Source organism: Stenotrophomonas sp. NPDC077421 (assembly GCF_049545505.1).
Lineage (GTDB): Bacteria > Pseudomonadota > Gammaproteobacteria > Xanthomonadales > Xanthomonadaceae > Stenotrophomonas > Stenotrophomonas nematodicola.
Genome location: NZ_JBMWDP010000012.1, coordinates 62973 through 84367, shown reverse-complemented (window position 1 = coordinate 84367; position 21395 = coordinate 62973). Strand labels below are relative to the sequence as shown.

Below are 21395 nucleotides of genomic sequence, written 5' to 3'. Positions count from 1 at the left end.
CTCTACACTGGAGTGATGTTGACGCCCTCCATCGTCCTGTTCGCCTGCATTGCGTGGACCGTGCTGCTGTTTGGCGTCGCCCTGTGGGGAGAGCGCCAGGGGCATCGGCTCGCGAAGGTGTGGCCGGCCATCTATGCATTGTCGCTGGGCGTGCACTGCACCGCATGGACCTACTACGGCGCGGCGTCTCAGGGCGTGCAGTGGGGCTTTCCGATCCCGCCCACGCTGATCGGCATGGCGCTGATCTTCGGCTTCGGCCTGCCCTTCCTGGCACGGCTCGGGCGGCTGGCCAAGCAGCACAACAGCGCCACCATCGCCGACCTGGTGGTGGCGCGGCTGCGCACCGACCAAGGGCTGGGCGTCACCATCACCCTGGTCGCGCTGTTCGGCATCATTCCGTACATCGCGCTGCAGCTCAAGGCCGTCAGCCAGGGGCTCGGCGCCCTGCTCGGCGATGATTTCGCGGCGAGTGGCTGGCAGCTGGACATGTCGTTCTGGTTTGCGCTCACGATGGCGGCGTTCACCATGCTGTTTGGTGCACGCAAGGCGTCGGCCACCGAGCACAACCGCGGCATCGTGGTCGCGCTGGGCCTGGAATCGGTGCTGAAGCTGGCGGCGCTGCTGGCCATCGGCCTCTATGCCGCTGTCTCGGTGCACCAGGCGGGCACACCACTGCTGGAGAGAATGGTGCATCTGCCGCCGCCGGCGATCATCCCGGACTTCCTCACGATGGTGGCGCTTGGTGCAATGGCGGCGTTCACCCTGCCGCATCAGTTTCATGTGGGGGTGGTGGAACTGCGCCAGTCGTCGCACCTGAAGACAGCGCGCTGGCTCTTTCCGCTCTACCTGCTGCTGATCGGGTTGCCGTCGGTGCCGATGGCGCTGTCCGGTGCGGCGCAGCTGCCGGCGACGATGTCGCCGGACCTGTATGTGCTGGCCCTCCCGCAGCAGCGCGGCCATCACCTGCTGGCGCTGCTGGCGTACCTGGGCAGCCTGAGCGCGGCTACCGGCATGATGATCCTGTCCGGCCTGACGCTGTCGATCATGCTGGGCAACCACGGTGTGGGCTCGCGCCTGCTGGGCGGTATCGAGCGCGGCGACACCGGTGCCGACCTGCGGCCGCGGGTGCTGGCGTTCCGTCGCGCCGGCATCCTGGCGGTGTTCCTGATGTCGTGGCTGTACAGCCGCGCGATGAGCGGCACCGAGGCCCTCAGCGATTTCGGGTTGATGTCCTTCACCGCCTTGTCGCAGCTGGCACCGGCGGTGCTGCTGGCGGTGTACCGCCCGCGCACGCCCTCCCCGGCCATCATCGCCGGCATCGTGCTGGGCTCGGTCGTCTGGCTGTGGCTGGTGCTGCTGCCGATGGTGATCCCTGCCCCGCCGCCGTCAGCCGGCCCCGACGGGCTGCACTGGCTGGCGATGTTCTCCCTGCGCATGCAGCCGGGCCATATCGCCATCAGCATGGGGGCGAGCCTGGCGGTGAATCTGGCGACGGTGGTGCTGGTGTCGCGCGCGGTGCGCCCGTCGATGCCCCTGCAGCGTGACGCGGTGGCGGCGGCCGCGATGCGCAGGACCGCCGGTCGCTTTCTGGGCCAGGAGCGCGCACGACAGCTGATGGACGGGCATGCGGGGCAGATGCTCGATGACGACCGCGTCACCGCGATCGAGCGCGAACTGACCGCCGTGGTCGGCGCGGGCATGGCGCGGCTGCTGGTGGAGGCGGCACGCGATGGCGGCGCGGCCCCGCTGGATGTTGTCACCCGTGCGGTAGGCGAAGCCACCCAGGCGCTGCGCTTCAACCAGCGCCTGCTGGAAGCCGCGTTGGAGAACATGAGCCAGGGCATCAGCGTGGTCGATGCCCAGCTCCAGCTGGTCGCCTGGAACAGCCGCTACGCCGCGCTGTTCAAGTTCCCACCGGAACTGCTGCAGGTGGGCCAGCCGGTGGCCAGCCTCACGGCATGGGCGCTGGGGCAACTGAAGATCGGTGAGGGTCCCGGCGACACGCCCGACAAGGCCCTGCTGCGCCGCGTCGCGCACATGCGACGCGGCACCCCGCACCTGGCCGAGCGCATCTTCCCGGACAACACGATCGTCGAAATCCGCGGCAACCCGATGCCGGGCGGCGGCTACGTGGCTACCTTCACCGATGTCACCGCGTTCCGCCGCGCCGAAGATGCCCTCAAGCGCAGCAACGAAACGCTGGAGCGCCGCGTGCAGGATCGCACCGCCCGGTTGGAGGAAGCCGTGCATGAAGCGGAACGGGCCAACGTGGCCAAAACCCGCTTCCTGACGGCGGTGGGCCACGACCTGATCCAGCCGCTGCATGCGGCGCAGCTGCTGACCGATGCGATGTCCCAGCACATCCACTCCGAGTTTCTCGACAGCTTCCTGCGCCAGATCCGGGGTGCGCTGGATTCCACCGACGATCTGCTGTCGGGCCTGCTGGATATTTCGCGGCTGGAAGCGGGCGGGCTGGTAGCCGATCCACGCCCGTTCGCGCTGTCGTCGGTCCTGGATCCGCTTGCACAGGAGTTTGCGGTGCTGGCCGCCGCGCGCGGCCTGCAGTTCCGCTACGTGCGCACCCGCGCCTGGGTGCACAGCGATCCGCTGCTGCTGCGCCGGGTGCTGCAGAACTTCCTGGCCAACGCCATCCGCTACACCCGTCGTGGCGGCGTGCTGCTGGGCGTGCGCCGCCAGGGCCGGACGCTGCTGATCGGCGTGCATGACAGCGGTCCGGGCATCGCGCCGGAGCATCAGGCGGTAGTGTTCGAGGAGTTCCACCGTGGCGACCGCAGCAATGGCCAGGGGCTGGGGTTGGGGCTGACCATCGCGCACCGGATTGCCGACCTGCTGCACGCGCCGCTGGAACTGCACAGCGTGCTCGACCGCGGCGCGGCCTTCTCCATTGCCGTGGCGCGGGCGGCACCGCCGGCTGCCCCCCGCGCCGAGGTTGCCACCGGTGGCACCGGCACGCTCAAGGGCGCCCGTGTACTGGTGGTGGACAATGATCCCGACGCGCTGGCCGCGATGCGGCAGATGCTGCTTGCGTGGGGCTGCGATGTCGTCGCGGTGCGCGATGCCGGGGCGCTGGATGCCTCTGCACATGAAGCCGCTCTGTGGCTGTTCGACTACCACCTAGACGAGGGCGATACCGGTGTCGCGCTCTGGAAGCGGCTGGTCGCCGTGCATGGGCCGCGGCCGACGGTGATCCTCAGTGCCGATACCGGCAGCGACACGCGTGATGCCGTACGCGAGGCGGGCCTGTCGCTGCTGAACAAGCCGTTCAAGCCTCTGGCGCTGCGCTGGGCGATCAACCATCTGCTGGCAGCGCCCGCCACGGCCAAGGCCTGAGCGGGCAACCTGCCGCGCGGTGGATCAGGCGTCCTGCGCCTCGTCGATCTGCCGGGACGGATCGGCCAGGCCCATTTCGTGCAGAACGCGGATGGCCTGCGCACGATTGCGCACACCGAGCCGGCCCATGATGCGGGTCATATGCGCCTTGACCGTGCGCAACTGCACACCCAGCCGATCGGCGATCTGCTTGTTGAGCAGCCCTTCGGCCACCAGGCTCAACACCTTGTACTGATGGGCGGACAGGCTGGACAGGCGCGCAGCCAGGTCGATGTCCCTGCTGAAGGGCGCTACCCGCGCCACCGGCTCGCGCAGCAACGCCGGGATCCAGCGCTCGCCATCGAGCACCGTCTGCAACGCGGCCTGCAGGTCGGTCAGCCCGGAACTCTTGGGGAGATAGCCTGCTGCACCGAGGTCGATGGCGCGTCGGATCACGTGCGGCTCCTCATTGGCCGAGACGATGATGATCGCCAGGCCAGGCTGCAGTGCACGGATGGTGGCCAATCCGGCGAGGCCGTGATTGCCAGGCATGTGCAGGTCCAGCAGCATCAGGTCGATCGGCTGCGCCTCGATCGCTTCGAGCACGCCGTGCAGTGAATCGGCCTCGCTGATCTGCAGATCGGCCACCGCCTCCTCTGCCGCGCGGTGCAGCGCCGCGCGGAACAGGGGGTGGTCATCGGCGATCAGGAGGGTCGGCATGTCCGTCCGAGGTTAGCAAATCGTCCGCTGCGCGGCACTGGTACCTAGGTACGCTGGCGGAACCGGCCGGGCTTGCTACGGTAACGCGATGAGCCACCTCCGTCCTGCGTCCCTGTTGTGCGCCGCGCTGCCGCTGCTGTCGGCCTGCGCGTCCGTTGCCGATGCGGCCCCGCCCCGCCCCCTCGCGGCATCGCCCGTGTTCGAGCAGTGGCGGGAAACGCTGCACCGCGGCAGTGATGATCTGCTGACCGCAGGACTGGGGATCGACGCCCTGCGTTCCAACAACGCGCCGCCGTTCGCCGCCGCGGCCCAGCCGACGGCGGACGAGGCCCGTCGCCGCGCGATCTGGAGCAGCTGGCGCGGCATCGCCGACCTCACCCCCGGCGGTGGCTTTGGCGAGGTGTATGGGTCATTGCAGGGGGTGCCGGGCCGCGAGTTCTCGGCGTATGCGCGGGTGCCCGGCGCGCGCCACCCGCATCGCGTGCTGGTGCAGGTGCCCGACACCTTCGATGGTGCGCGGCGCTGCCTGGTGGTGGCCGCCTCCTCCGGTTCGCGAGGCATCTATGGGGCCGTTGCGGTGGCCGGGAGCTGGGGACTGGCGCGCGGGTGCGCGGTCGCCTACACCGACAAGGGTGCCGGCAGCGACTACTACGATCTGGACGCCCGCGCCGGCGTCCAGGCGGACGGCACGCCCGCCACCGAGGGCGCATTGGCATTCATCCCCGCCGATGCAATGGCCACGCGCGGCATCGCCGTCAAGCACGCGCATTCGGGCGACAACCCGGAAGCGGATTGGGGCCGGCATCTGCTGCAGGCGCTGCAGTTTGGCCAGCAGGCGCTGGACCGCGCCTACCCCCGCGCCGCGCCCTTCACCAACGCCAACACCCGCACGCTGGGCGTGGGCGTGTCCAATGGCGGCGGCGCCGTGCTGCGGGCAGCGGAGCTCGACGTAGATGCGTTTGATGCGATGGTGGCCGGTGAGCCCAATGTCTCGGTGGCCGGCGCCCCGCCGCTGTACGAGGTCGTGACCCAGTCCGCGCTGCTGATGCCGTGCGCGTTGCTCGCACTTGAGGATCTGCCACAACCGCCGCCGCAGGCACAGGCAACGCAGGCCGGCACGATGCGCTGCGCACAGTTGCGCGCCGCCGGGGAGGTTCAGGGCGACGACACGGCGGCACAGGCACGGTCGGCGCGGCAGCAGCTTGCCGAGGCGGGCCTGAGCGACGGCGCCCTGCGTGCCGGCGCGTTCGCAGCGGGGTTCGATCTGTGGCGTGCCATCGCGGCAACCTATTCCTCATCCTATGGACGCTACAGCGTGGGCGCGCATCCCTGCGGCTACGGCTTCTCGGCTGCCGGCGCGGACGGCAGGCCCGGCCCGGCAGCGGTCGGCCTGCGTGCCACCTGGTGGAGCGAGGGCAGCGGCATCCCGCCGGGCAACGGCGTGGTGCTGGTGGATGGCAGCGCGGCATCGTCGGCAGAGCAGCCGTTGCGCGGCCTTGAGTGTCTGCGCGGGCTTGGCAGGGGCGACAGCGCCGATGCCCGCCGGGTGCGTGCCGGCATTGCCGAGGCCGCCGCGAAGGCACCGCGTCGCGGGCTGCCGATCGTGGTCATCCACGGCGTTGACGACGGGCTGGTGCCCATCGACCTGACCAGTGACCGCTATGTTCCGCTTGCCCGCAGCGCCGGGGCCCGGATCGCCTATTGGCGGGTGAATCACGCACAGCATTTCGACTCGCTGCTGGCCTTCCCGGACTACCGGAAGCGCTATGTGCCCCTGCTGCCCTACGTCTTCGCCGCGCTGGACCAGGTGTGGAATCACCTTGAAGATGCCGCCCTCGCCCTGCCGCAGGATGCCCTCATCCAACCGACGCCTCGGGCCGAAGCGCCACTGCGGCATGACCACCTGTCCATCCCCACGGCCGTCAGCCGCTGACGCGTTGCCCTCCAGGAAGATCCCATGTCCCATGCCCCCGACGCCCATGCCTACCCGCTGCTGATCAGGCAGCTCCTGCACACGCCACTGGCGGTCCATCCGGCACAGGAGATCGTCTACGGCGACACGGTGCGCTTCGACTACCGCACCCTGCAGGCACGCATCGGCCAACTGGCCGGGCTGCTGACATCGCTGGGAGTCAAGCACGGCGATACCGTGGCGGTGATGGACTGGGACAGCAACCGCTATCTGGAAAGCTACTTCGCCGTGCCGATGATCGGTGCGGTGCTGATGATGGTGAACATCCGTCTGGCCCCCGAACAGATCGCCTATACGCTCAATCACAGCGGCGCGCGGGTGCTGCTGGCCAACCGTGAGTTCCTGCCGATGCTGGAGAGCATCGAGGAACAGCTGCCGGACCTGCGCACGCGGATTCTGCTGGACGATGGCGATGGCCCGCTGCCAACGGGTTTCGTGACCGAGTACGAAGCCGGTCTGCGGGAGGCCACAGCGGTCACCGCCTTCCCGGACTTCGATGAAAACACCCGCGCCACCACGTTCTATACGACCGGCACCACCGGCCTGCCCAAAGGCGTGTACTTCACTCACCGGCAACTGGTGCTGCATTCCCTGGCGGCGATGGCCGCGCTGGGCAGTGCGGCCAGCCAGGGGCGCCTGCACCGCGATGACGTGTACATGCCGATCACGCCGATGTTCCATGTCCACGCATGGGGCCTGCCCTATGTGGCCACGCTGATGGGCATCAAGCAGGTGTACCCCGGACGCTATCTGCCCGAGCGGTTGCTGGGATTGATCGCCCGCGAAAAGGTCACGTTCTCGCATTGTGTGCCGACCATTCTGCACATGCTGCTGGGCCACCCCGCTGCCGCGACGACCGATCTTCGACGCTGGAAAGTGGTCATCGGCGGCGCCGCACTGCCGCGGGCGCTGGCGCAGCAGGCGCTGGCCGCTGGCATCGACATTTTCGGCGGCTACGGCATGTCCGAGACCTGCCCCCTGCTCACCCTCGCCCAGATCGATGTCGATGCCCTGACCGATGCGGACGAGGCGCTTTCGCTGCGGACCAAGGCGGGCATCCCGGTGCCGCTGGTGGACCTGCGCATCGTCGACGAAGACATGCATGACGTTGCCCACGATGGCATTGCGACCGGCGAGGTGGTGGTACGTGCGCCCTGGCTCACGCAGGGCTATCTGCACAATCCGGACGCCTCGGCAGCGCTATGGGCAGGCGGTTACCTCCATACCGGGGACATCGGCAATATCGATCCGGGCGGCTACCTGCGCGTGGCCGACCGCATCAAGGATGTGATCAAAACCGGTGGCGAGTGGATCTCCTCGCTTGCGCTGGAAGACATCATTGCGCTGCACCCGGCAGTGAGCGAGGTGGCCGTCATCGGCATCAGCGACACGAAATGGGGCGAACGCCCCTTGCCGCTGGTGGTCCGGCGTGCCGGCAGCGAGGTCAGCGAAGCGGAGATCATCGAGCTGGTCGCCGCACGCAGCCGCTCGGGCGACATCTCCCGCTACGCGATCCCGGACCGGGTCCGCTTCGTTGACGCCATCGAGCGCACCAGCGTGGGCAAGATCAACAAGAAGAAGCTGCGCAGCCTGCATGACGTGGGCACGGCCACGGACGCCGGCTGAGGTCGACGCCGCAGGTATCCACACCGAGCATAGGAACTGACGAGAGGCGGGCAAACGTTGGCGGCTGGCAGCGTTCAGCGCCGCCGCATCAGGATCATCTTCTCCTGCGACATGTCCCGCATGGTGTACGGAATGCCACCGGTGCCGTAGCCCGACTCGCGGCGGCCCGCGAAGGGCATCCAGTCGGTGCGGAATGCGGTGGGATCGTTGATCATCACGGCCGAGGCGTCCAGCCGGTTCGCGGCGCGCAGGGCGATATCGATATCCTGCGCGAACACGCTGGCCTGGAACGCGGTGGGCAGCGCGTTGGCGCGCGATATCGCCTCGTCCAGCCCGGCGTAGCGGTATACCGCCACCACCGGTCCGAACACCTCCTGCGTGGTGATCCGCGCGTCGCCGGGCGGATTGAGCAGCACGGTGGGCTGCAGTGTGGTGTCGGAGAGCCGCCTCCCGCCAGCAACCAACTGCGCGCCGCCGCGCACCGCTTCGTCGATCCATTCAGCCACGCGGTCGGCCTCGCGTGGCTGGATCAGCGGGCCCACCTCGGTGGTCTGCAGCGTCGGGTCGCCGGTGCGGAGGCGCTCCACCCGGGCGATCAGGGCCTGGGTGAAGTCCTCGGCGACGGCGTCGTGAACGAAGATGCGCTGCGTGGACACGCACACCTGGCCGGCGTGGTAGTAGCCGCCCTTGACGATCGGCTCGATGATGCCGGGCAGGTCGGCACTGCGGTCGACAATGGCCGGCGCGACCCCGCCGTGCTCCAGCGCCGCGCGCGCGCCGTGGGCGAGCTTGGCATGCAGCGACCACCCTACCCTCGCCGAGCCGATGAAACTCAGGAAGGCAATGCGTCTGTCCGTGGCAAGCGCCTCGGCCAGGTCGTTGCCTTCCGGCAGAAAACTCTGGCACCACGGTTCGGGCAGCCCCGCCTCGTGCACCATCGCCACGAACTCCAGGCATGACAGCGGGGTTGAGGAGGCCGGCTTGATGATGACCGGGCAACCAACGGCGATGGCCGGGGCGACCTGGTGGACGATCAGGTTCAGCGGATGATTGAACGCCGAGATGGCCGCCACGATGCCGATGGGTTCCCGGGTGGTGAACGCCCAGCGATTCTCGGCGGCCGCCGACAGGCCCATCGGGATCTCGCGGCCGGCAAAGTTGCGCAGTTCGTCGGCGGCGTTGTGAACGCCGTCGATGGCACGGGTGGTCTCGACGATGGCATCCGGCAGCGGCTTGCCACCCTCGCGGGCGATCTGCAGGGCCAGGTGCTCGCGCCTTGCGTCCATCAGGGCGGCGAGCCTGCGCAGGATCGCGGCGCGCTGATGAGGGTGGAGCCAGCCGTCGCGGTCCTTGAACACCCGCTCGGCGGCGCTGAGCTTGCGTTCCAGCGCGGCGGCACTGTCAACGCCGATCTCTGCGATGGGCGCGCGGTCGAAAGCCTGTACGACGGTCAGCATGTTGAATTCCTTGCCAAAGGGAGAGCGTGCCTACGCGCAGCCGACCACCGGCGTGCGATTGCGCAGCTCATCCACCAGTACGCGGGTGTTCTCGGAATAGTCGATCGGCACATCCACCACGTGAACGCCGCCACCGACGAAGGCGGCCTCGATCATCGGCACCAGCTGGTCGACGGCTGTCACCCGGGAGCCCTTGGCGCCGTAGGCTTCGGCGTACTTTACGAAATCCGGATTGCCAAACCGCATGCCGAAGTCCTCGAAACCATCCACCGCCTGCTTCCAGCGGATCATGCCGTAAGCGCTGTCATTGAGGATCACCACCACCAGGTTGAGCCCCAGCCGCACGGCGGTTTCCATCTCCTGCGAATTCATCATGAACCCGCCGTCTCCGCACACCGCCATGACGCGACGCTGCGGGTACAGCATCGCCGCCATCATGGCCGACGGCAGGCCGGCGCCCATCGTGGCGAGCGCGTTGTCGAGCAGCAGTGTGTTGGCCACATGCGTGCGGTAATTGCGGGCGAACCAGATCTTGTACATGCCGTTGTCGAGGCAGACGATGCCGTCGTCCGGCATGGACTGGCGCACGTCATGCACCAGACGTTGCGGGGTGACCGGGAAGCGATCTTCCTCGGCGCGGTCGTTGAGACGGGCGAGGATCTTCTGTCGCAGGTCGACCATGCCTTCATCGGTGGGCAGGCGTCCTTCCAGCCGGCCGGCCAGTGCGTCGACCGAGGCGCCGATGTCGCCCAGCACCTCGATATCCGGGTGGTAGACCTGTTCGACCGTGGCGGACTGGAAGCTGATATGGATGACCTTGGGCCCACCGCTGCTCTTCATCAGGAACGGCGGCTTTTCGACGGTGTCGTGGCCGATGGCGATGATCAGGTCGGCCCGGGCGATGGCCTCGTGCACATAGTCACCCTCCGAGAGGGCGGCCGTTCCCACGTACAGGTTGGAGCCGCCGGTGACGGCGCCCTTGCCCATCTGCGTGTTGAAGAACGGCAGGCGCGTGCGCGCCACAAACGCGGACAACGCCTCGGCCAGCCACGGCCGGCTGCACGCCGCGCCGATCATCACCAGTGGCCGCCTGGCTGCAAGAATGGCCGCTTCGGCACGGTCGAGCGCGGCCGGCGGCGCGATGGGACGCTCCAGCGGGTGCACCGGTATGACCGCGACATCCTCCACTTCCTCACCGGCGATGTCCTCCGGCAGTTCCAGGTGGACGGGCCCGGGGCGGTCTTCCATCGCCACGCGGAACGCATCGCGCACCGTGGCCGGAATGGAGGCCGGGCTGACGATCTGACGTGTCATTTTCGTGAGCGGCTTCATCGACGCCACGATATCCACGATCTGGAACCGCGCCTGTTTGGCGCTCATCACTGCCTTCTGGCCGGTGATGAGGATCATCGGCCACGCGCCGAGGTGGGCGTAGGCCGCGCCGGTCGAGAAGTTCAGCGCGCCGGGACCCAGCGTCGCGAGGCAGACGCCGGGCCGGCCGGTGAGCCTGCCATGCGTGGCGGCCATGAACGCGGCCGCCTGTTCGTGGCGTGTGAGAACCAGTTCGATGCGCGAGCCGCGCAGCGATTCCAGGAAGTCCAGGTTCTCCTCACCCGGCACGCCAAAGATGCGGTCCACGCCTTCGTTCTCGAGCGCCTTGACCAGTAGATCCGAGCCCTTCTGCATCGCGTCGATCTCTGTGCTGAGGATGCTCCGACTATACCCCTGGCGATGCGAAGACGCCGTGGCTGCGCCCCCCCAGGGGGGCGCAATCCAGGCTACATCCGTACCGTTACCCCGACCTGGAACCCACGGCCGGGCAACGGGGCGATGTACTTCAGCGGTGAATTGTGTGGACGCGCATCCTCATTGAGGAGGTTGGAGCCATTGAGGAATACCTCGACGGATGACGCGAACGCGTTGCGCACGGCGAATGCACGGCTGAGCTGCAGGTCCACCAGGTTGAACGCATCCAGCGGCACTTCCTGGCTGACGTTCTTTCCCAGGTAGCGTTGCGTGTCGTAGTAGGTACTGGACAGCCGCGCGGTCCAGCCCTCCCGCGCCCATGCCAGGTTCGCACCGTAGCGGTTGGTGGGCATGTTGGGCAGGTACGCACCGTCGTTGTGTGCGCGCAGACGGTCGGGATGGTCGGCCCGGTTCTTCACCAGGTCGGCAAAGGCAGCCAACGTGAGCGTGCCGGCGTGTCCAAGCGCCAGCGACTGCGCCAGGTCCACCTCGAACCCTTTGACGGTGGTATCGGTCTGCTTCCAGTACTTCAGCGGCAAGCGGTTGGCGGTCTGCAGGCCCGCGTAGCCCTGGTAGAGGAAGTCGTCGACCTTCATCCGATACGCGGTCGCCGTGGCCTGCAGCCCACCGCTGTTGAACAGCAGGGTCAGTTCGGTGGTCCGGGCACGTTCCGGCAGGAGGTTCTGGTTGCCCTCCTCCTGGGTCATGATCGAGTAGTGGCGGTTGCTGGCGTACAGCTCGTTGATGTCGGGTGCCCGTTGCGAGGACGCGTAGCGGACCTTGGCACCGAAGAGAGGGCCAAGCCTCACATAGCTGCCGACGTTGTAGCTGTTGAGCGCGTAGGACCGGCCCGCCAGTCGCATGTTGGGGGAATTGCGTGAGGGGGTGAAGCGGCTTTCCCTGATGTCGTGCGCCACACGTTCGTGCCGGTATCCGGCATCGAAGGTGGCGCGATCGAACGCCAGGGTCTGTTTGACGAATACCGCGCTGCTGTCGGTGATGACGTCTGGCAGGTAGCGATCTTTGCCCTCGCCGTCCACGTCGCGGGTGCGATGATTCAGGCCGAGCACACCGCTGAGCGGCCCACGTGGCCGCTGCGCCAGCAGCAGTTCGGCCTGGGTGGTGTCGAATCGGTACGCATTGGCCTTGGAGGTGCCCAGGTACTCGCCCGACGTATTGCTTAACCGGGAGGCCCGCAGCTCGGCGCTGTCGAGGAAGGGCAGCGGGTCCAGCAGCCGGCCTTCGATCGCCACTTTGTCCTGCGTGAGCTTGACGCCTACCGGACGGTCGCGGGTGGCATCCGCCCCGAAGGACTGGTTCTCCATCGAGAAGCCGGGTACGCCGTAGGTGCTGTCCGTGGCATCCAGGCTGACGCCCACATGGCCACGGTCGAAGAAGTACGTGGAGCCCACGCCGAGATGCGTGTTCTTTGCGTAGCTGTTGCCGAGTGTGCCGTGGTAGTTGGGCGTCACATCGCGGTTGATCCTGCTTGTCACATACGACGGCGTGCCCTTCTGATACGCAGGGTTCACCGGATTGACATAGGTCTTGCCCATCCACACCGAACGGGGTGCGTTGGTGTAGAAGGAGAAGTCACCGTCGGCCCAGTCGGGATTTTCCGTCATGAACTGATCGATGTAGGGCTGCGAGGCTTTGTTGTAGATCTGCTGCACCCTCGCCTCCTTCTGGCACGCGTCGGCGAGCGCGCTGTTGACCCCGCCTGTGGCCGGGAAAAGCTGGCTGTCGCACACCGCGGCCTTGCTGTTGCCCGGAATGTCGTAGTGCGAGATCCGCTGGACCGACATCTGCAGGTTCGTGGACAGGTTGCGCCGGTTGTTGAAATTCATGCGGAAGCCCTGGGCGTCGGCGGCGTTGAACCCTTTTCGCAGTACCAGTTCCATCGCCTGGTCCTGGTCTTCCATCGTCCGGGAGATCAGGCCGGAATCGATGTTGACGCTGCCGCCCAGCGCGTTGCCGCCATAACGGACGGTGTCCGATGACTTGTTGAGCGTGACGCTGCGGACAAACAGCGGGTCGAAGGGAATGTTGATGTCGCCGCTCAATGCGTTCAGGCCGAGGATGGACTGGCCATCCTCCAGTATCTGCACCCGGTTGCCGCTCAGGCTGCGGATTACCGGAGCGCCCGCGTTCGGTCCGAAGGCGCTGCTCTGCACCCCGGACACATGCTCAAGCAGAGTGCCGAGCGTACGGTTCTGCGCCTGGCGGTTCTGGACCACCACGATGCTGTCGATGCGTGACGGGCCATCGGCGTTGACGCGGACCGTGGCTAGCGTGATGTCCTCCGCCGCGTAGGCACTGTGGATGGATAAAAGAATGGCGACTGCAAGTACCTGACGACGCATACATCCCCCTTTTGAAAGAGGCGGGATGTTATAACATCACATTCACGGCGGCAATTGGCGTGTGCAGCGTCGCAAGACGCGGATGGCCGGCGCAATGCGGCGGCCGCTCGGTCGGCGGTCCGTCCGCCGACAACCGACTTGCCACGGGGCGCATGACCGGCGGCGCAGGCAGGAAGAGTTCCCGCGTCCAGCCTGCACGCGGCCATGCCCCGCAGGGCTCAAGGCGAGCGGCGCCGTCGCCGATAAGAACGACGCAGATGACACCGGTTACTGATACGGTCTCATCCGAGGCAGATTGGCATCCAGACAGGGAAGTACAGATGCGCCAGACAGTGCGTTCGCGGTGGGGCAGCTTGGCGCCAGGTGCCGGTATCGGTCGCATTCTGTGTGCCGCCGCGCTCGGGGCGGCGGTGACCCTGGTGGGCGCGCAGGTGGTGGTGGTGCAGCGCGATGATCGCGCGCTCAATGCCTATGCGGACCTCGTGCTGGACCATGCAGAGCTGGTCGCATCGGCATCGGTGAAGGCACTGGACCGTGCTGCGGCACTGCCGGGCCCGGCGTGCACCGAGGAAGATCTGTCGGATCTCCGGCAACTGGCGATCCAGTCGCACTACGTGCGCGATGTCGGACGCGTGGCGGACGGCGCGGTTCGCTGCACGGCCTCCTGGGGCGTCTTTGCCGTGCCCTCGCCGTTGCCCCCGCCAGACCGGCGCGTACGCGGTTTCGCCCTCTGGCACGCGTTGCCGGGGGTCTTCGGTGCCGATATCGCCGCTGATCTGGCCGCCCGCGACGGCGTGGTGGTGACAACATCACCCATTGCATTCGATCGGGTCAGCCGTGCGCCGGCTGGCATGGGCGTGGTGGTTGCCACGCGCGACGGCAAGCACCTGTTCCAGCGCTTTGGCGACTCGCAGGGCGTGACCGTCGGTGAGGCGGCGTCCGCGCTGGACGTCGGGGCAACGCGTCTGGCGTGGCGCTGCAGTACCGCGTTCGATATCTGCGTGTCGGCCCGCAAATCCGGATCGAGCGTGCTGGTGGAACCGTGGTGGTTCTCCCTGTCGCTTGCAGTGCTGGGCGCCCTGGCGGGCGCAGGCATCGCGCTGGCGGTCCACGAGTATCGGGAGCGTCGTCGCTCCCTGCTCGCCCAGCTCCGGCGCGCGATCGATGGCCAGGGGCTGTCGATGGTGTATCAGCCGATCCGCGCACTGTCGGACCGGCAGCTGCTGGGCGTGGAGGCACTGGCGCGGTGGCGAACCGAGGATGGGCGCGAGATTCCGCCTGACCGGTTCGTTCCGCTGGCCGAACGCGACGGCCTTGGCACCTGCATGGCCAAGCGGCTGGTGCGCATCGCACTGGGCGAGATGGCCGGGCGGCTGCGCGGCAACGCCGCCTTCTACCTGAGCATCAACCTTACCTCGCAGGACCTCCTGGACCGTAACTTCCGGCGCTATGTGCACGATGAGGTGCGCCGCCTGGGCCTGCGCCCGCACCAGATCGTGCTGGAGCTGACCGAACGCGCGACGGCCGACCATCACGACCTTGCCGCCTGCATGCTTGAGCTCAAGTCACTCGGGTATCGCTTCTACGTGGATGACTTCGGCACCGGCTACTCCAACTTCGCGTATCTGACCGAACTGCCGATCACCGCCATCAAGATGGACCGCCGCTTCACCCGGGCGATCGGCACGGCCTCGGCGGTGACCCAGGTGGTGCAGTCCATCGCGGCGATGGCCGCCGCCCTGGATCTGGACCTGATCGTTGAAGGAGTCGAGACCGAGGAGCAGGCATCGCACATGCTGTCACTGGTGCCGGGTGGGATCGGTCAGGGTTGGCTGCTTGGGCGGCCGGTGGCGTCGGACCGCCTGCCACTGGAGTGATCACGACCCGTGCGGCGGTACGCCACGGCCACCAGCGCCACCCCCAGCGCAAAACACAGCAGCAACGTCAGCATCGACAGCGGCAGGCCGAACGCCGGATGCCCGGCCACGGCAAACGCGGTGTGCAGTGCCGCCGTGCCAATGCCAAGCGCACCGCAGCCCATTGACCACCGTCGCGCGGAGCGCAGGCCGAGTGTCACGCTGCGGTAGCCCCACAGCACGGCACCGACCGCGACGAGATTGAACACCAGAAAGCCCTGGATGCCGCCGGGGACGGCGAACATGTCCCATTCGTGCCAGAACGCGGCATCGATCTGATGCAGCACGAGTGCGAGGGCGGTGCCGAAGTACAGGTGTTCCATTGCAGCGCGTGGTGGTGCCTTGGTGTCCATTACATCATTCCCCCGGAGCATTCCTTGCGAGGGGGAATGATAGCGGCGACCCGCCATGCGCGATACGGATCGCGATCCCTGCGACCTGGCTTCAGCGCATCGGTGTCCTGTTCTCCCTGCGCACCGCGCTGTTCTCAGGAACGCGGCAGCGGGTTGCAGATCTGGTAAGCGGCATCCTTGAACGCCACTTTCTTCCCGATCAGACCCTGCAGCGCCCGCACATGGGCGACGCGCTCGTCGCCCGGCGGATGGTGGCCGCTGGCATGGGCATCGAAAATATCCGTGTCGCGCCAGGTGCTGATCGATCCGATCACCGCGTCCCAGGTGCTGCCGAGCTGCACGAGGATATAGGCCGCGCTCAGATCGGCGATCACCTCGGTGGCCTGCCCGCTGATGCCTTCCAATCCCACCTGGCTGAGGATATGCAGGCTGGTGCCATGCCCGAGCTCATGGCCGAGGGCGAACTTGATGGTGAGATCGTCGTGCAGCGCCAGCAGGCCCTTGCTGACCACCAGACCCATCTCTTCGTCGATCGGGGTCAGGTTGCCATTGGGCTGCTCACCCTCCTCGGTGATGACCTTGCCCACCATCGGCATATCGAAGGCAGTTGGGGTGGCGCCGGCATAGAACAGTTCGGAGATTTTCGACAGCGCGGCGGTGACGAAGGCGCCCGCCTGGTCGGTGGTCATGGACATGGAATGCTCCCGGGTGATGCAGCCCTGCGCGTGCGGGACTGCGGAGCGTTCTTTCTACGTCGTGTTGGCGGCCGCGGTTTGGCGTGTCGTTGCAGGATGTTTGCCGCACGCATCCGCCGCGCGCCATGTGTCGTCGTGTGTCAAATGCGAATGCGTCGTGATACCATTGTTAACGTTATCTAAAGCCCTCGTTACACGGACGTCCCAGCCATCGCCAGCGGACCCTTATTTTTCAGGAGTTTGCCCGATGCGCGTTGCTTCCCCCACGCTTGCCCACACCGCCGCCACGCTTGCCACCGCGATTGCCATTGCCCTGTGCAGCCCGGCGCAGGCGGCCGTCAACGGCGATGCGTCCGCGTCAGCCGCTGCCAAGGACATGGATACCGTCGTAGTCACTGCGACCGGTGCCCAGCAGTGGATCAAAGATGCCCCGGCCAGCATCACCGTCATCTCCCGCGAGGAGATCGAGCGCAAGCCGGTCTCCAGCATCGGCCAGCTGTTGAGCACGGTGCCCGGCGTGACCGGCGGCTACGCGCTGTCCGGTGCCCAGTCCAAAATCCGCCTGCGCGGACTGCCCGAGCAATACACGCTGATTCTCATCGACGGGCGTCGCCAGGGCAATTCCTCCGGCGTGAACTACCGCGACGATCTCGGTCCGCAGGATCTGAACTGGCTGTCGCCGGACATGATCGAGCGCATCGAGGTGGTCCGCGGTCCGATGTCCTCGCTGTATGGCTCCGATGCGATGGGCGGGGTGATCAACATCATCACCCGCAAGATCGCCCCCGAATGGGGCGGTTCGGTGACCTACAACTACAGCGCGCCGGATTCGTCCACCCGAGGCGATACCGTACAGGCGGGCGCGCTCTTCAGCGGCCCGTTGACCGAGAGCCTGGGCCTGCGCGTGGGTGCCAACGTGACCGATCGCGCGTCCGATCGGGTCCGTGGGCAGACACCGGGCAACAAGGCCGAGAACGCCAACGCGCTGCTCAACTGGGCGATCAATGACGACCACACCGTGGGCGTGGAGGCATCGCGCGGCGTGCAGCGCAACAAGGGCGCCGGCACGCTCGGCGCCTGGGGCCTGTCCAAGCTGGTGCACACCGGCTATGCGGCCACCCATGATGGCCGCTACGGCGATGCCAGCACGTCCAAAAGCACCTTGACCTGGAACGACTACAAGGACAAGGGCAGCCAGGTGGGCAACCACTCCAGGGAAACCGTGTTCGACACGGCGTTCTCGACCGGCTTCGAGTGGGGCGTCGAGCATCGTCTGAACGTGGGCGGCCAGTGGAAGCGCGAGGCGCTGACGAACAGCGACACCATCGGCACGGTGCCGGTGACGTGGAGCGGCAGTGGCCGCATCAGCCCAACCAACGAAGCCGATGCCTGGGCCCTGTTCGCTGAAGACCATATTGCCCTGCACGAGCGCTTCACCCTCACCGTGGGCCTGCGCTGGGACAACACCGAGAACTACGACGACAACCTGAGCCCGCGCATCTACGGCGTGTGGCACCCGTCGGATGCGTGGACGATCCGGGGCGGCGTGTCGCAGGGCTTCCGCGCGCCCAACCTCAAGCAGGGCAGTGCCGGCGCGGCCACGCAGTCGGGCGGCAACGGCTGCCGCAGCCTGACCGTGGAAGGCTGGACCAGCCGTTCGGTCAGCGCCGACGGCACCACCGGCTGCTACATGGCGGGCAACCCGAACCTGGAGCCGGAAACCAGCACCAACTACGAGCTGGGTGCCGGCTTCGACCGCGACGGCTGGTCCGCGTCGGCGACCTACTTCCTGACCGACTTCGACGACAAGATCGAACAGGTGCCGCTGCGTGACATCCCGGGCTACAGCTCCAGCTTCGTCAACGGGTTCTGGTGGACGGTGGCGCAGAACATCCAGAAGGCGCGCACCCGCGGCGTGGAGGCGAGCGTGACGGTTCCCCTGCACGAGCGGCTGCGCTGGACCACCAACGCCACCCGCATGCTTGAATCGAAGAACCGCACCACCGGCGCCAACCTGCTGGTGGTGCCCAAGCTGACCGCCAACACCTCGCTGGACTGGCAGGTGACCGACGCGTGGTCGCTCAACCTGAGTGCGCAGCATATCGGCAAGCAGCTGGTGTCCAGCACCAGCCCCACCTTCGCCAAGGCGTACACCACCTGGGATCTGGTCACCGGCTACGACGTCAATGAGAGCCTGACCCTGCGTGCAGGCGTGCTCAACCTGGGCGACGTCTCCACCGTGGACGAGGGCAACAATTACGACGGCGGTGCGCGCACCTTCTTCGTCGGAGCAACCGCGCGGTTCTGAGCTGCGCGGTGCCGGCGAGCGGCTGGCATTCCCGGAAGTTGCCGGCCGGCAACTTCCGGGCCACGCGGGCATCGATGGACCGCCCTCACCTGCTGATATAGTGCGATTCAATGACGGGCGCGGTGCCCGTCCGTCGATCACAGGGAGCGCAACATGGGTCTTGTACAGGCAGTGAAGGGTGCAGTGGGCGGCGTGTTGGCCGACCAGTGGAAAGACTTTTTCACCGTGCCGGCCGGCCTGCCGTCGACGGCCGCGCTGTTCGCCGCCGTCCCGCGCGGCACCAATGCCGGGCGCGGGTCGAACACCAGCGCATCGTCGAACATCATCACCAACGGCTCGAAGATCGTCGTGCCTGAAGGCTACGGCCTGCTGCTGTTCCAGGATGGCGCGATCACCGGTTTCGTCGCCGAGCCCGGCGGCTATGAATGGCGTTCGGACGACACCAACTCGCAGTCGATCTTCGCCGGCGACGGCCTGGTCGGCCCGCTGATCAAGCAGAGCTGGGAGCGTTTCAAGTTCGGCGGCCAGCCGGGTGCCCAGCAGGCGGCCTTCTTCGTGTCGCTGAAGGAACTGCCCGACAACCGCTTCGGCACGCAATCCGAGATCTACTGGGACGACGGCTTCCTGGGCACCCAGGTTGGCGCGATCACGCGCGGCTCGTACACGCTGAAAATCGTCGATCCGATCCTGTTCGTGAAGAACTTCGTCCCGGCCAGCTACCTGCAGCCGGGCCAGGTGTTCGACTTCACCGACCTGGACAATGCCGCGGCCAGCCAGCTCTTCAACGAGGTGGTGGGCTCGCTTGCACCGGCGTTCAGCCTGTACACGAACGATCCGGCCAAGGGCAACCGCATCACCAAGCTGCAGCAGGATTCGCTGGGCTTCGCCAGGAGCCTGTCCGATGCGGTCGAACAGGGTTACCAGTGGAAGTCTGATCGCGGCCTGGCCATCGTCAAGACGGCCATCGTGTCGATCGAGTACGACGCCAACACCCGCGAGCTGCTCAAGACCGTGCAGCGCGCCGACGCATTGGCCGGCGCCCGCGGCAACTCGAACCTGCAGGCCAGCGTTGCCCAGGGCATCCAGTCCGCCGGCGAGAACGGCGGTGCGGCGGGCCTGGTCGGCGTGGGCATGGCATCGGGGATGTTCGGTGTCGGCGGGATGCAGCAGCCGGTCGCACCGGCCGCCGATGATCCGGTCGCCAAGCTGAAGAAGGCCAAGGAGATGCTCGATCTGGGCCTGATCACCCAGGACGACTACGACGCACTCAAGGCCAAGGCGCTGGGCCTGTAAGGCCGGGGATACGCTGCGACCATGTCCGACTCCCGCACTCCGCCGCCGCTGCCGGCAGCCCCTCCTCCGTTGCCGCCCTCGCCGGAGGCACCGGTGACCGGTCCCGGTTCGCCCCGGGACGTTCCGCCGTTGCCCGGCAGCTTCCCGGTCGATCCTGCCACGCTGCCCGATCCGATCCGCGAAGAAATCCAGGCGCCCGATCCGGTGGCCATCGATACCTCGGCCGCCGAGCTGAAGGACGGCCTCAACCGCTGCCCGAAGTGCGGCTCGACCGACATCCGGCCCAAGCTCGGTACCGATATCCTGGTCTGCCAGTTCTGCCGCAACGAGTGGCATGGCACCACAGTGGAGGATGCGTTCGGGCTCGGCGAGGGCCTGGACCAGCTTCGCGGCACGATCATCGCCTCGGGCGCGCGCGACATCGCGGCCGATGCCGCCAGCCTGATGAGCTTCAAGTGCACCGGCTGCGGTGCCGAGGTGACGATCAATACCGAGAGCACGATGACGGCACGCTGCCACTGGTGCCGCCATGTGTTCGGCGTCAATGAGCAGGTGGCCAACGGTGCGGTGCCGGATGCGGTGCTCCCGTTCCACATCACCAAGGACGACGCGGTGGCGCGCATCCGCCAGTTCGTGGACAAGCGCCGCCTGTTCGCGCTGAAGGCGTTCAAGGAGCAGTTCACGCCGGAGAACGTGGTGGGCGTGTACCTGCCCTACATGATCGTGGACAGCAATGTCAGCGCCAGCGTGGCCGGCAAGGGCGAAATCAAGACCCGCGAGTACACCCGCGGCACCGAGAAGAACAAGCAGACCTACTACGACGCCGATGTGTACCAGGTCGAGCGGCACGTGGACTTCACCGTGGACGATCTGCCGCTGGAGTCGTCCACCGAGCGCGGCAACCTCGATACCCGCGCCAATACCAACAACATCATCAACACGATCCTGCCGTTCGACACCAAGAACGCGCTCAAGTGGAACGCCTCGTATCTGAACGGCTTCACCTCGGAAAAACGCAACGTCGATGTGGAGCAGCTGCGTCCGCGCCTGGAAGATCAGCTGCTGTCGATCGCCCGCGCGCAGGTCGAAGGATCGGTGCGTCGCTACGACCGTGGCGTGCGCTGGGAACAGGAGCGGCTGGACGTGCACGGGTCGCGCTGGGTGTCCATGTATCTGCCGGTGTGGCTGTACTCGTACCACCAGCCCGGCCGCAACGGCGGCATGCTGCACTACATCGCGGTGAATGGCCGTACCGGTGAGACGATGGGCAGCGTGCCGGTCCAGCAGTGGAAGCTGCTGCTGGCAGCGCTCACCACCGGCACGATCATCGAAGCCCTCGTCCTCTTCTTCCTGGTGGCCTCCTCATGAGCGATGACAGTGGTCTCTGGTTGCTGGCCGCCGGCCCCGCCGGCGCCACGGCGCTGTACTGGGCCTTGTACCGGTACTACCGCAATACCGACAAGTCACACGCGTTCGAGCGCGAAACCACGGTCGAGGCCAAGCCGGTGACCGGCTCGGACCGGCTGGTGGATACCGTGACGGGGACGCAGGAACGGCAGATCCCCGGCAACAACGTCGGGGCCTACCGGGCGCGGGTGAAACGGGAGACCTGAGCC

The 21395-nt window shown here is 67.1% G+C and carries 14 protein-coding genes; 8 read left to right on the top strand and 6 right to left on the bottom strand.

The features are described 5' to 3' along the window. Nucleotides 1–15 precede the first annotated feature (15 nt). Entirely contained in the window at nt 16–3351 is a 3336-nt protein-coding gene (locus ACPEH1_RS08765; RefSeq protein WP_423715650.1) for a hybrid sensor histidine kinase/response regulator, read from the top strand. 24 nt (nt 3352–3375) lie between these two features. On the opposite strand, the gene ACPEH1_RS08760 is transcribed toward ACPEH1_RS08765, so the two are convergent. Then, entirely contained in the window at nt 3376–4050 is a 675-nt protein-coding gene (locus ACPEH1_RS08760) for a response regulator transcription factor (RefSeq protein WP_017354326.1), read from the bottom strand. An 88-nt stretch (nt 4051–4138) separates the two neighbouring features. Here ACPEH1_RS08760 and ACPEH1_RS08755 point away from each other — a divergent pair, with 88 nt between their 5' ends. Together ACPEH1_RS08755 and ACPEH1_RS08750 are read left to right on the top strand one after the other, a co-directional pair. Further along, a complete protein-coding gene (locus ACPEH1_RS08755; protein ID WP_423715649.1) occupies nt 4139–5983 on the top strand; it encodes a 3-hydroxybutyrate oligomer hydrolase family protein in 1845 nt (614 codons plus the stop codon). 24 nt (nt 5984–6007) lie between these two features. Further along, nucleotides 6008–7648 (top strand): fatty acid--CoA ligase, encoded by a 1641-nt coding sequence (locus ACPEH1_RS08750; protein WP_313218081.1) that lies wholly within the window; start codon nt 6008–6010, stop codon nt 7646–7648. Nucleotides 7649–7722: 74 nt separating this feature from the next. On the opposite strand, the gene ACPEH1_RS08745 is transcribed toward ACPEH1_RS08750, so the two are convergent. The 3 genes from ACPEH1_RS08745 to ACPEH1_RS08735 all read right to left on the bottom strand — a co-directional run bounded on the left by ACPEH1_RS08745 (nt 7723) and on the right by ACPEH1_RS08735 (nt 13214). Further along, a complete protein-coding gene (locus tag ACPEH1_RS08745) occupies nt 7723–9105 on the bottom strand; it encodes an aldehyde dehydrogenase family protein (RefSeq protein WP_423715648.1) in 1383 nt (460 codons plus the stop codon). A gap of 30 nt (nt 9106–9135) precedes the next feature. After that, nucleotides 9136–10791, bottom strand: a complete 1656-nt coding sequence (locus tag ACPEH1_RS08740) for an acetolactate synthase large subunit (RefSeq protein WP_136004795.1) — start codon at nt 10789–10791, stop codon at nt 9136–9138. A gap of 92 nt (nt 10792–10883) precedes the next feature. Continuing rightward, nucleotides 10884–13214 (bottom strand): TonB-dependent receptor, encoded by a 2331-nt coding sequence (locus tag ACPEH1_RS08735; protein WP_423715647.1) that lies wholly within the window; start codon nt 13212–13214, stop codon nt 10884–10886. A 320-nt stretch (nt 13215–13534) separates the two neighbouring features. Between ACPEH1_RS08735 and ACPEH1_RS08730 the strand changes: the two genes are divergently transcribed. Beyond that, nucleotides 13535–15091 carry an EAL domain-containing protein gene (locus ACPEH1_RS08730; RefSeq protein ID WP_423715646.1) on the top strand — a complete coding sequence of 519 codons (1557 nt, stop codon included), beginning with the start codon at nt 13535–13537 and terminating at the stop codon, nt 15089–15091. On the opposite strand, the gene ACPEH1_RS08725 is transcribed toward ACPEH1_RS08730, so the two are convergent. Next, nucleotides 15037–15483 carry a DUF6713 family protein gene (locus ACPEH1_RS08725; RefSeq protein WP_262071451.1) on the bottom strand — a complete coding sequence of 149 codons (447 nt, stop codon included), beginning with the start codon at nt 15481–15483 and terminating at the stop codon, nt 15037–15039. The genes ACPEH1_RS08730 and ACPEH1_RS08725 overlap by 55 nt on opposite strands. A gap of 134 nt (nt 15484–15617) precedes the next feature. Further along, the gene (locus ACPEH1_RS08720) at nt 15618–16178 is read right to left on the bottom strand and encodes a M48 family metalloprotease (RefSeq protein WP_026070795.1); all 561 of its coding nucleotides are present in this window, start codon (nt 16176–16178) and stop codon (nt 15618–15620) included. Nucleotides 16179–16425: 247 nt separating this feature from the next. On the opposite strand from ACPEH1_RS08720, the gene ACPEH1_RS08715 reads away from it, so the two are divergent. From ACPEH1_RS08715 to ACPEH1_RS08700, 4 genes are all read left to right on the top strand, one after another. After that, complete coding sequence (locus ACPEH1_RS08715) at nt 16426–18486, top strand: TonB-dependent receptor domain-containing protein (RefSeq protein ID WP_423715645.1); 2061 nt, start codon at nt 16426–16428, stop codon at nt 18484–18486. A 153-nt stretch (nt 18487–18639) separates the two neighbouring features. After that, on the top strand, nt 18640–19779 hold the full coding sequence (locus tag ACPEH1_RS08710) for an SPFH domain-containing protein (RefSeq protein WP_136004799.1): 1140 nt from the start codon (nt 18640–18642) through the stop codon (nt 19777–19779). A gap of 21 nt (nt 19780–19800) precedes the next feature. Continuing rightward, nucleotides 19801–21147 (top strand): TFIIB-type zinc ribbon-containing protein, encoded by a 1347-nt coding sequence (locus tag ACPEH1_RS08705; RefSeq protein ID WP_423715644.1) that lies wholly within the window; start codon nt 19801–19803, stop codon nt 21145–21147. After that, entirely contained in the window at nt 21144–21392 is a 249-nt protein-coding gene (locus ACPEH1_RS08700; RefSeq protein ID WP_017356252.1) for a hypothetical protein, read from the top strand. Before ACPEH1_RS08705 ends, ACPEH1_RS08700 begins: the two co-directional genes overlap by 4 nt. Nucleotides 21393–21395 lie beyond the last annotated feature (3 nt).

Coding starts and splice junctions, on each gene's coding strand:
- ACPEH1_RS08750 (WP_313218081.1), top strand. CDS start 6,008: ATGTCCCATGCCCCCGACGCCCATGCCTACCCGCTGCTGATCAGGCAG.
- ACPEH1_RS08725 (WP_262071451.1), bottom strand. CDS start 15,483: ATGGACACCAAGGCACCACCACGCGCTGCAATGGAACACCTGTACTTC.
- ACPEH1_RS08765 (WP_423715650.1), top strand. CDS start 16: ATGTTGACGCCCTCCATCGTCCTGTTCGCCTGCATTGCGTGGACCGTG.
- ACPEH1_RS08710 (WP_136004799.1), top strand. CDS start 18,640: ATGGGTCTTGTACAGGCAGTGAAGGGTGCAGTGGGCGGCGTGTTGGCC.
- ACPEH1_RS08745 (WP_423715648.1), bottom strand. CDS start 9,105: ATGCTGACCGTCGTACAGGCTTTCGACCGCGCGCCCATCGCAGAGATC.
- ACPEH1_RS08700 (WP_017356252.1), top strand. CDS start 21,144: ATGAGCGATGACAGTGGTCTCTGGTTGCTGGCCGCCGGCCCCGCCGGC.
- ACPEH1_RS08720 (WP_026070795.1), bottom strand. CDS start 16,178: ATGTCCATGACCACCGACCAGGCGGGCGCCTTCGTCACCGCCGCGCTG.
- ACPEH1_RS08760 (WP_017354326.1), bottom strand. CDS start 4,050: ATGCCGACCCTCCTGATCGCCGATGACCACCCCCTGTTCCGCGCGGCG.
- ACPEH1_RS08715 (WP_423715645.1), top strand. CDS start 16,426: ATGCGCGTTGCTTCCCCCACGCTTGCCCACACCGCCGCCACGCTTGCC.
- ACPEH1_RS08755 (WP_423715649.1), top strand. CDS start 4,139: ATGAGCCACCTCCGTCCTGCGTCCCTGTTGTGCGCCGCGCTGCCGCTG.
- ACPEH1_RS08740 (WP_136004795.1), bottom strand. CDS start 10,791: ATGCAGAAGGGCTCGGATCTACTGGTCAAGGCGCTCGAGAACGAAGGC.
- ACPEH1_RS08735 (WP_423715647.1), bottom strand. CDS start 13,214: ATGCGTCGTCAGGTACTTGCAGTCGCCATTCTTTTATCCATCCACAGT.
- ACPEH1_RS08705 (WP_423715644.1), top strand. CDS start 19,801: ATGTCCGACTCCCGCACTCCGCCGCCGCTGCCGGCAGCCCCTCCTCCG.
- ACPEH1_RS08730 (WP_423715646.1), top strand. CDS start 13,535: ATGCGCCAGACAGTGCGTTCGCGGTGGGGCAGCTTGGCGCCAGGTGCC.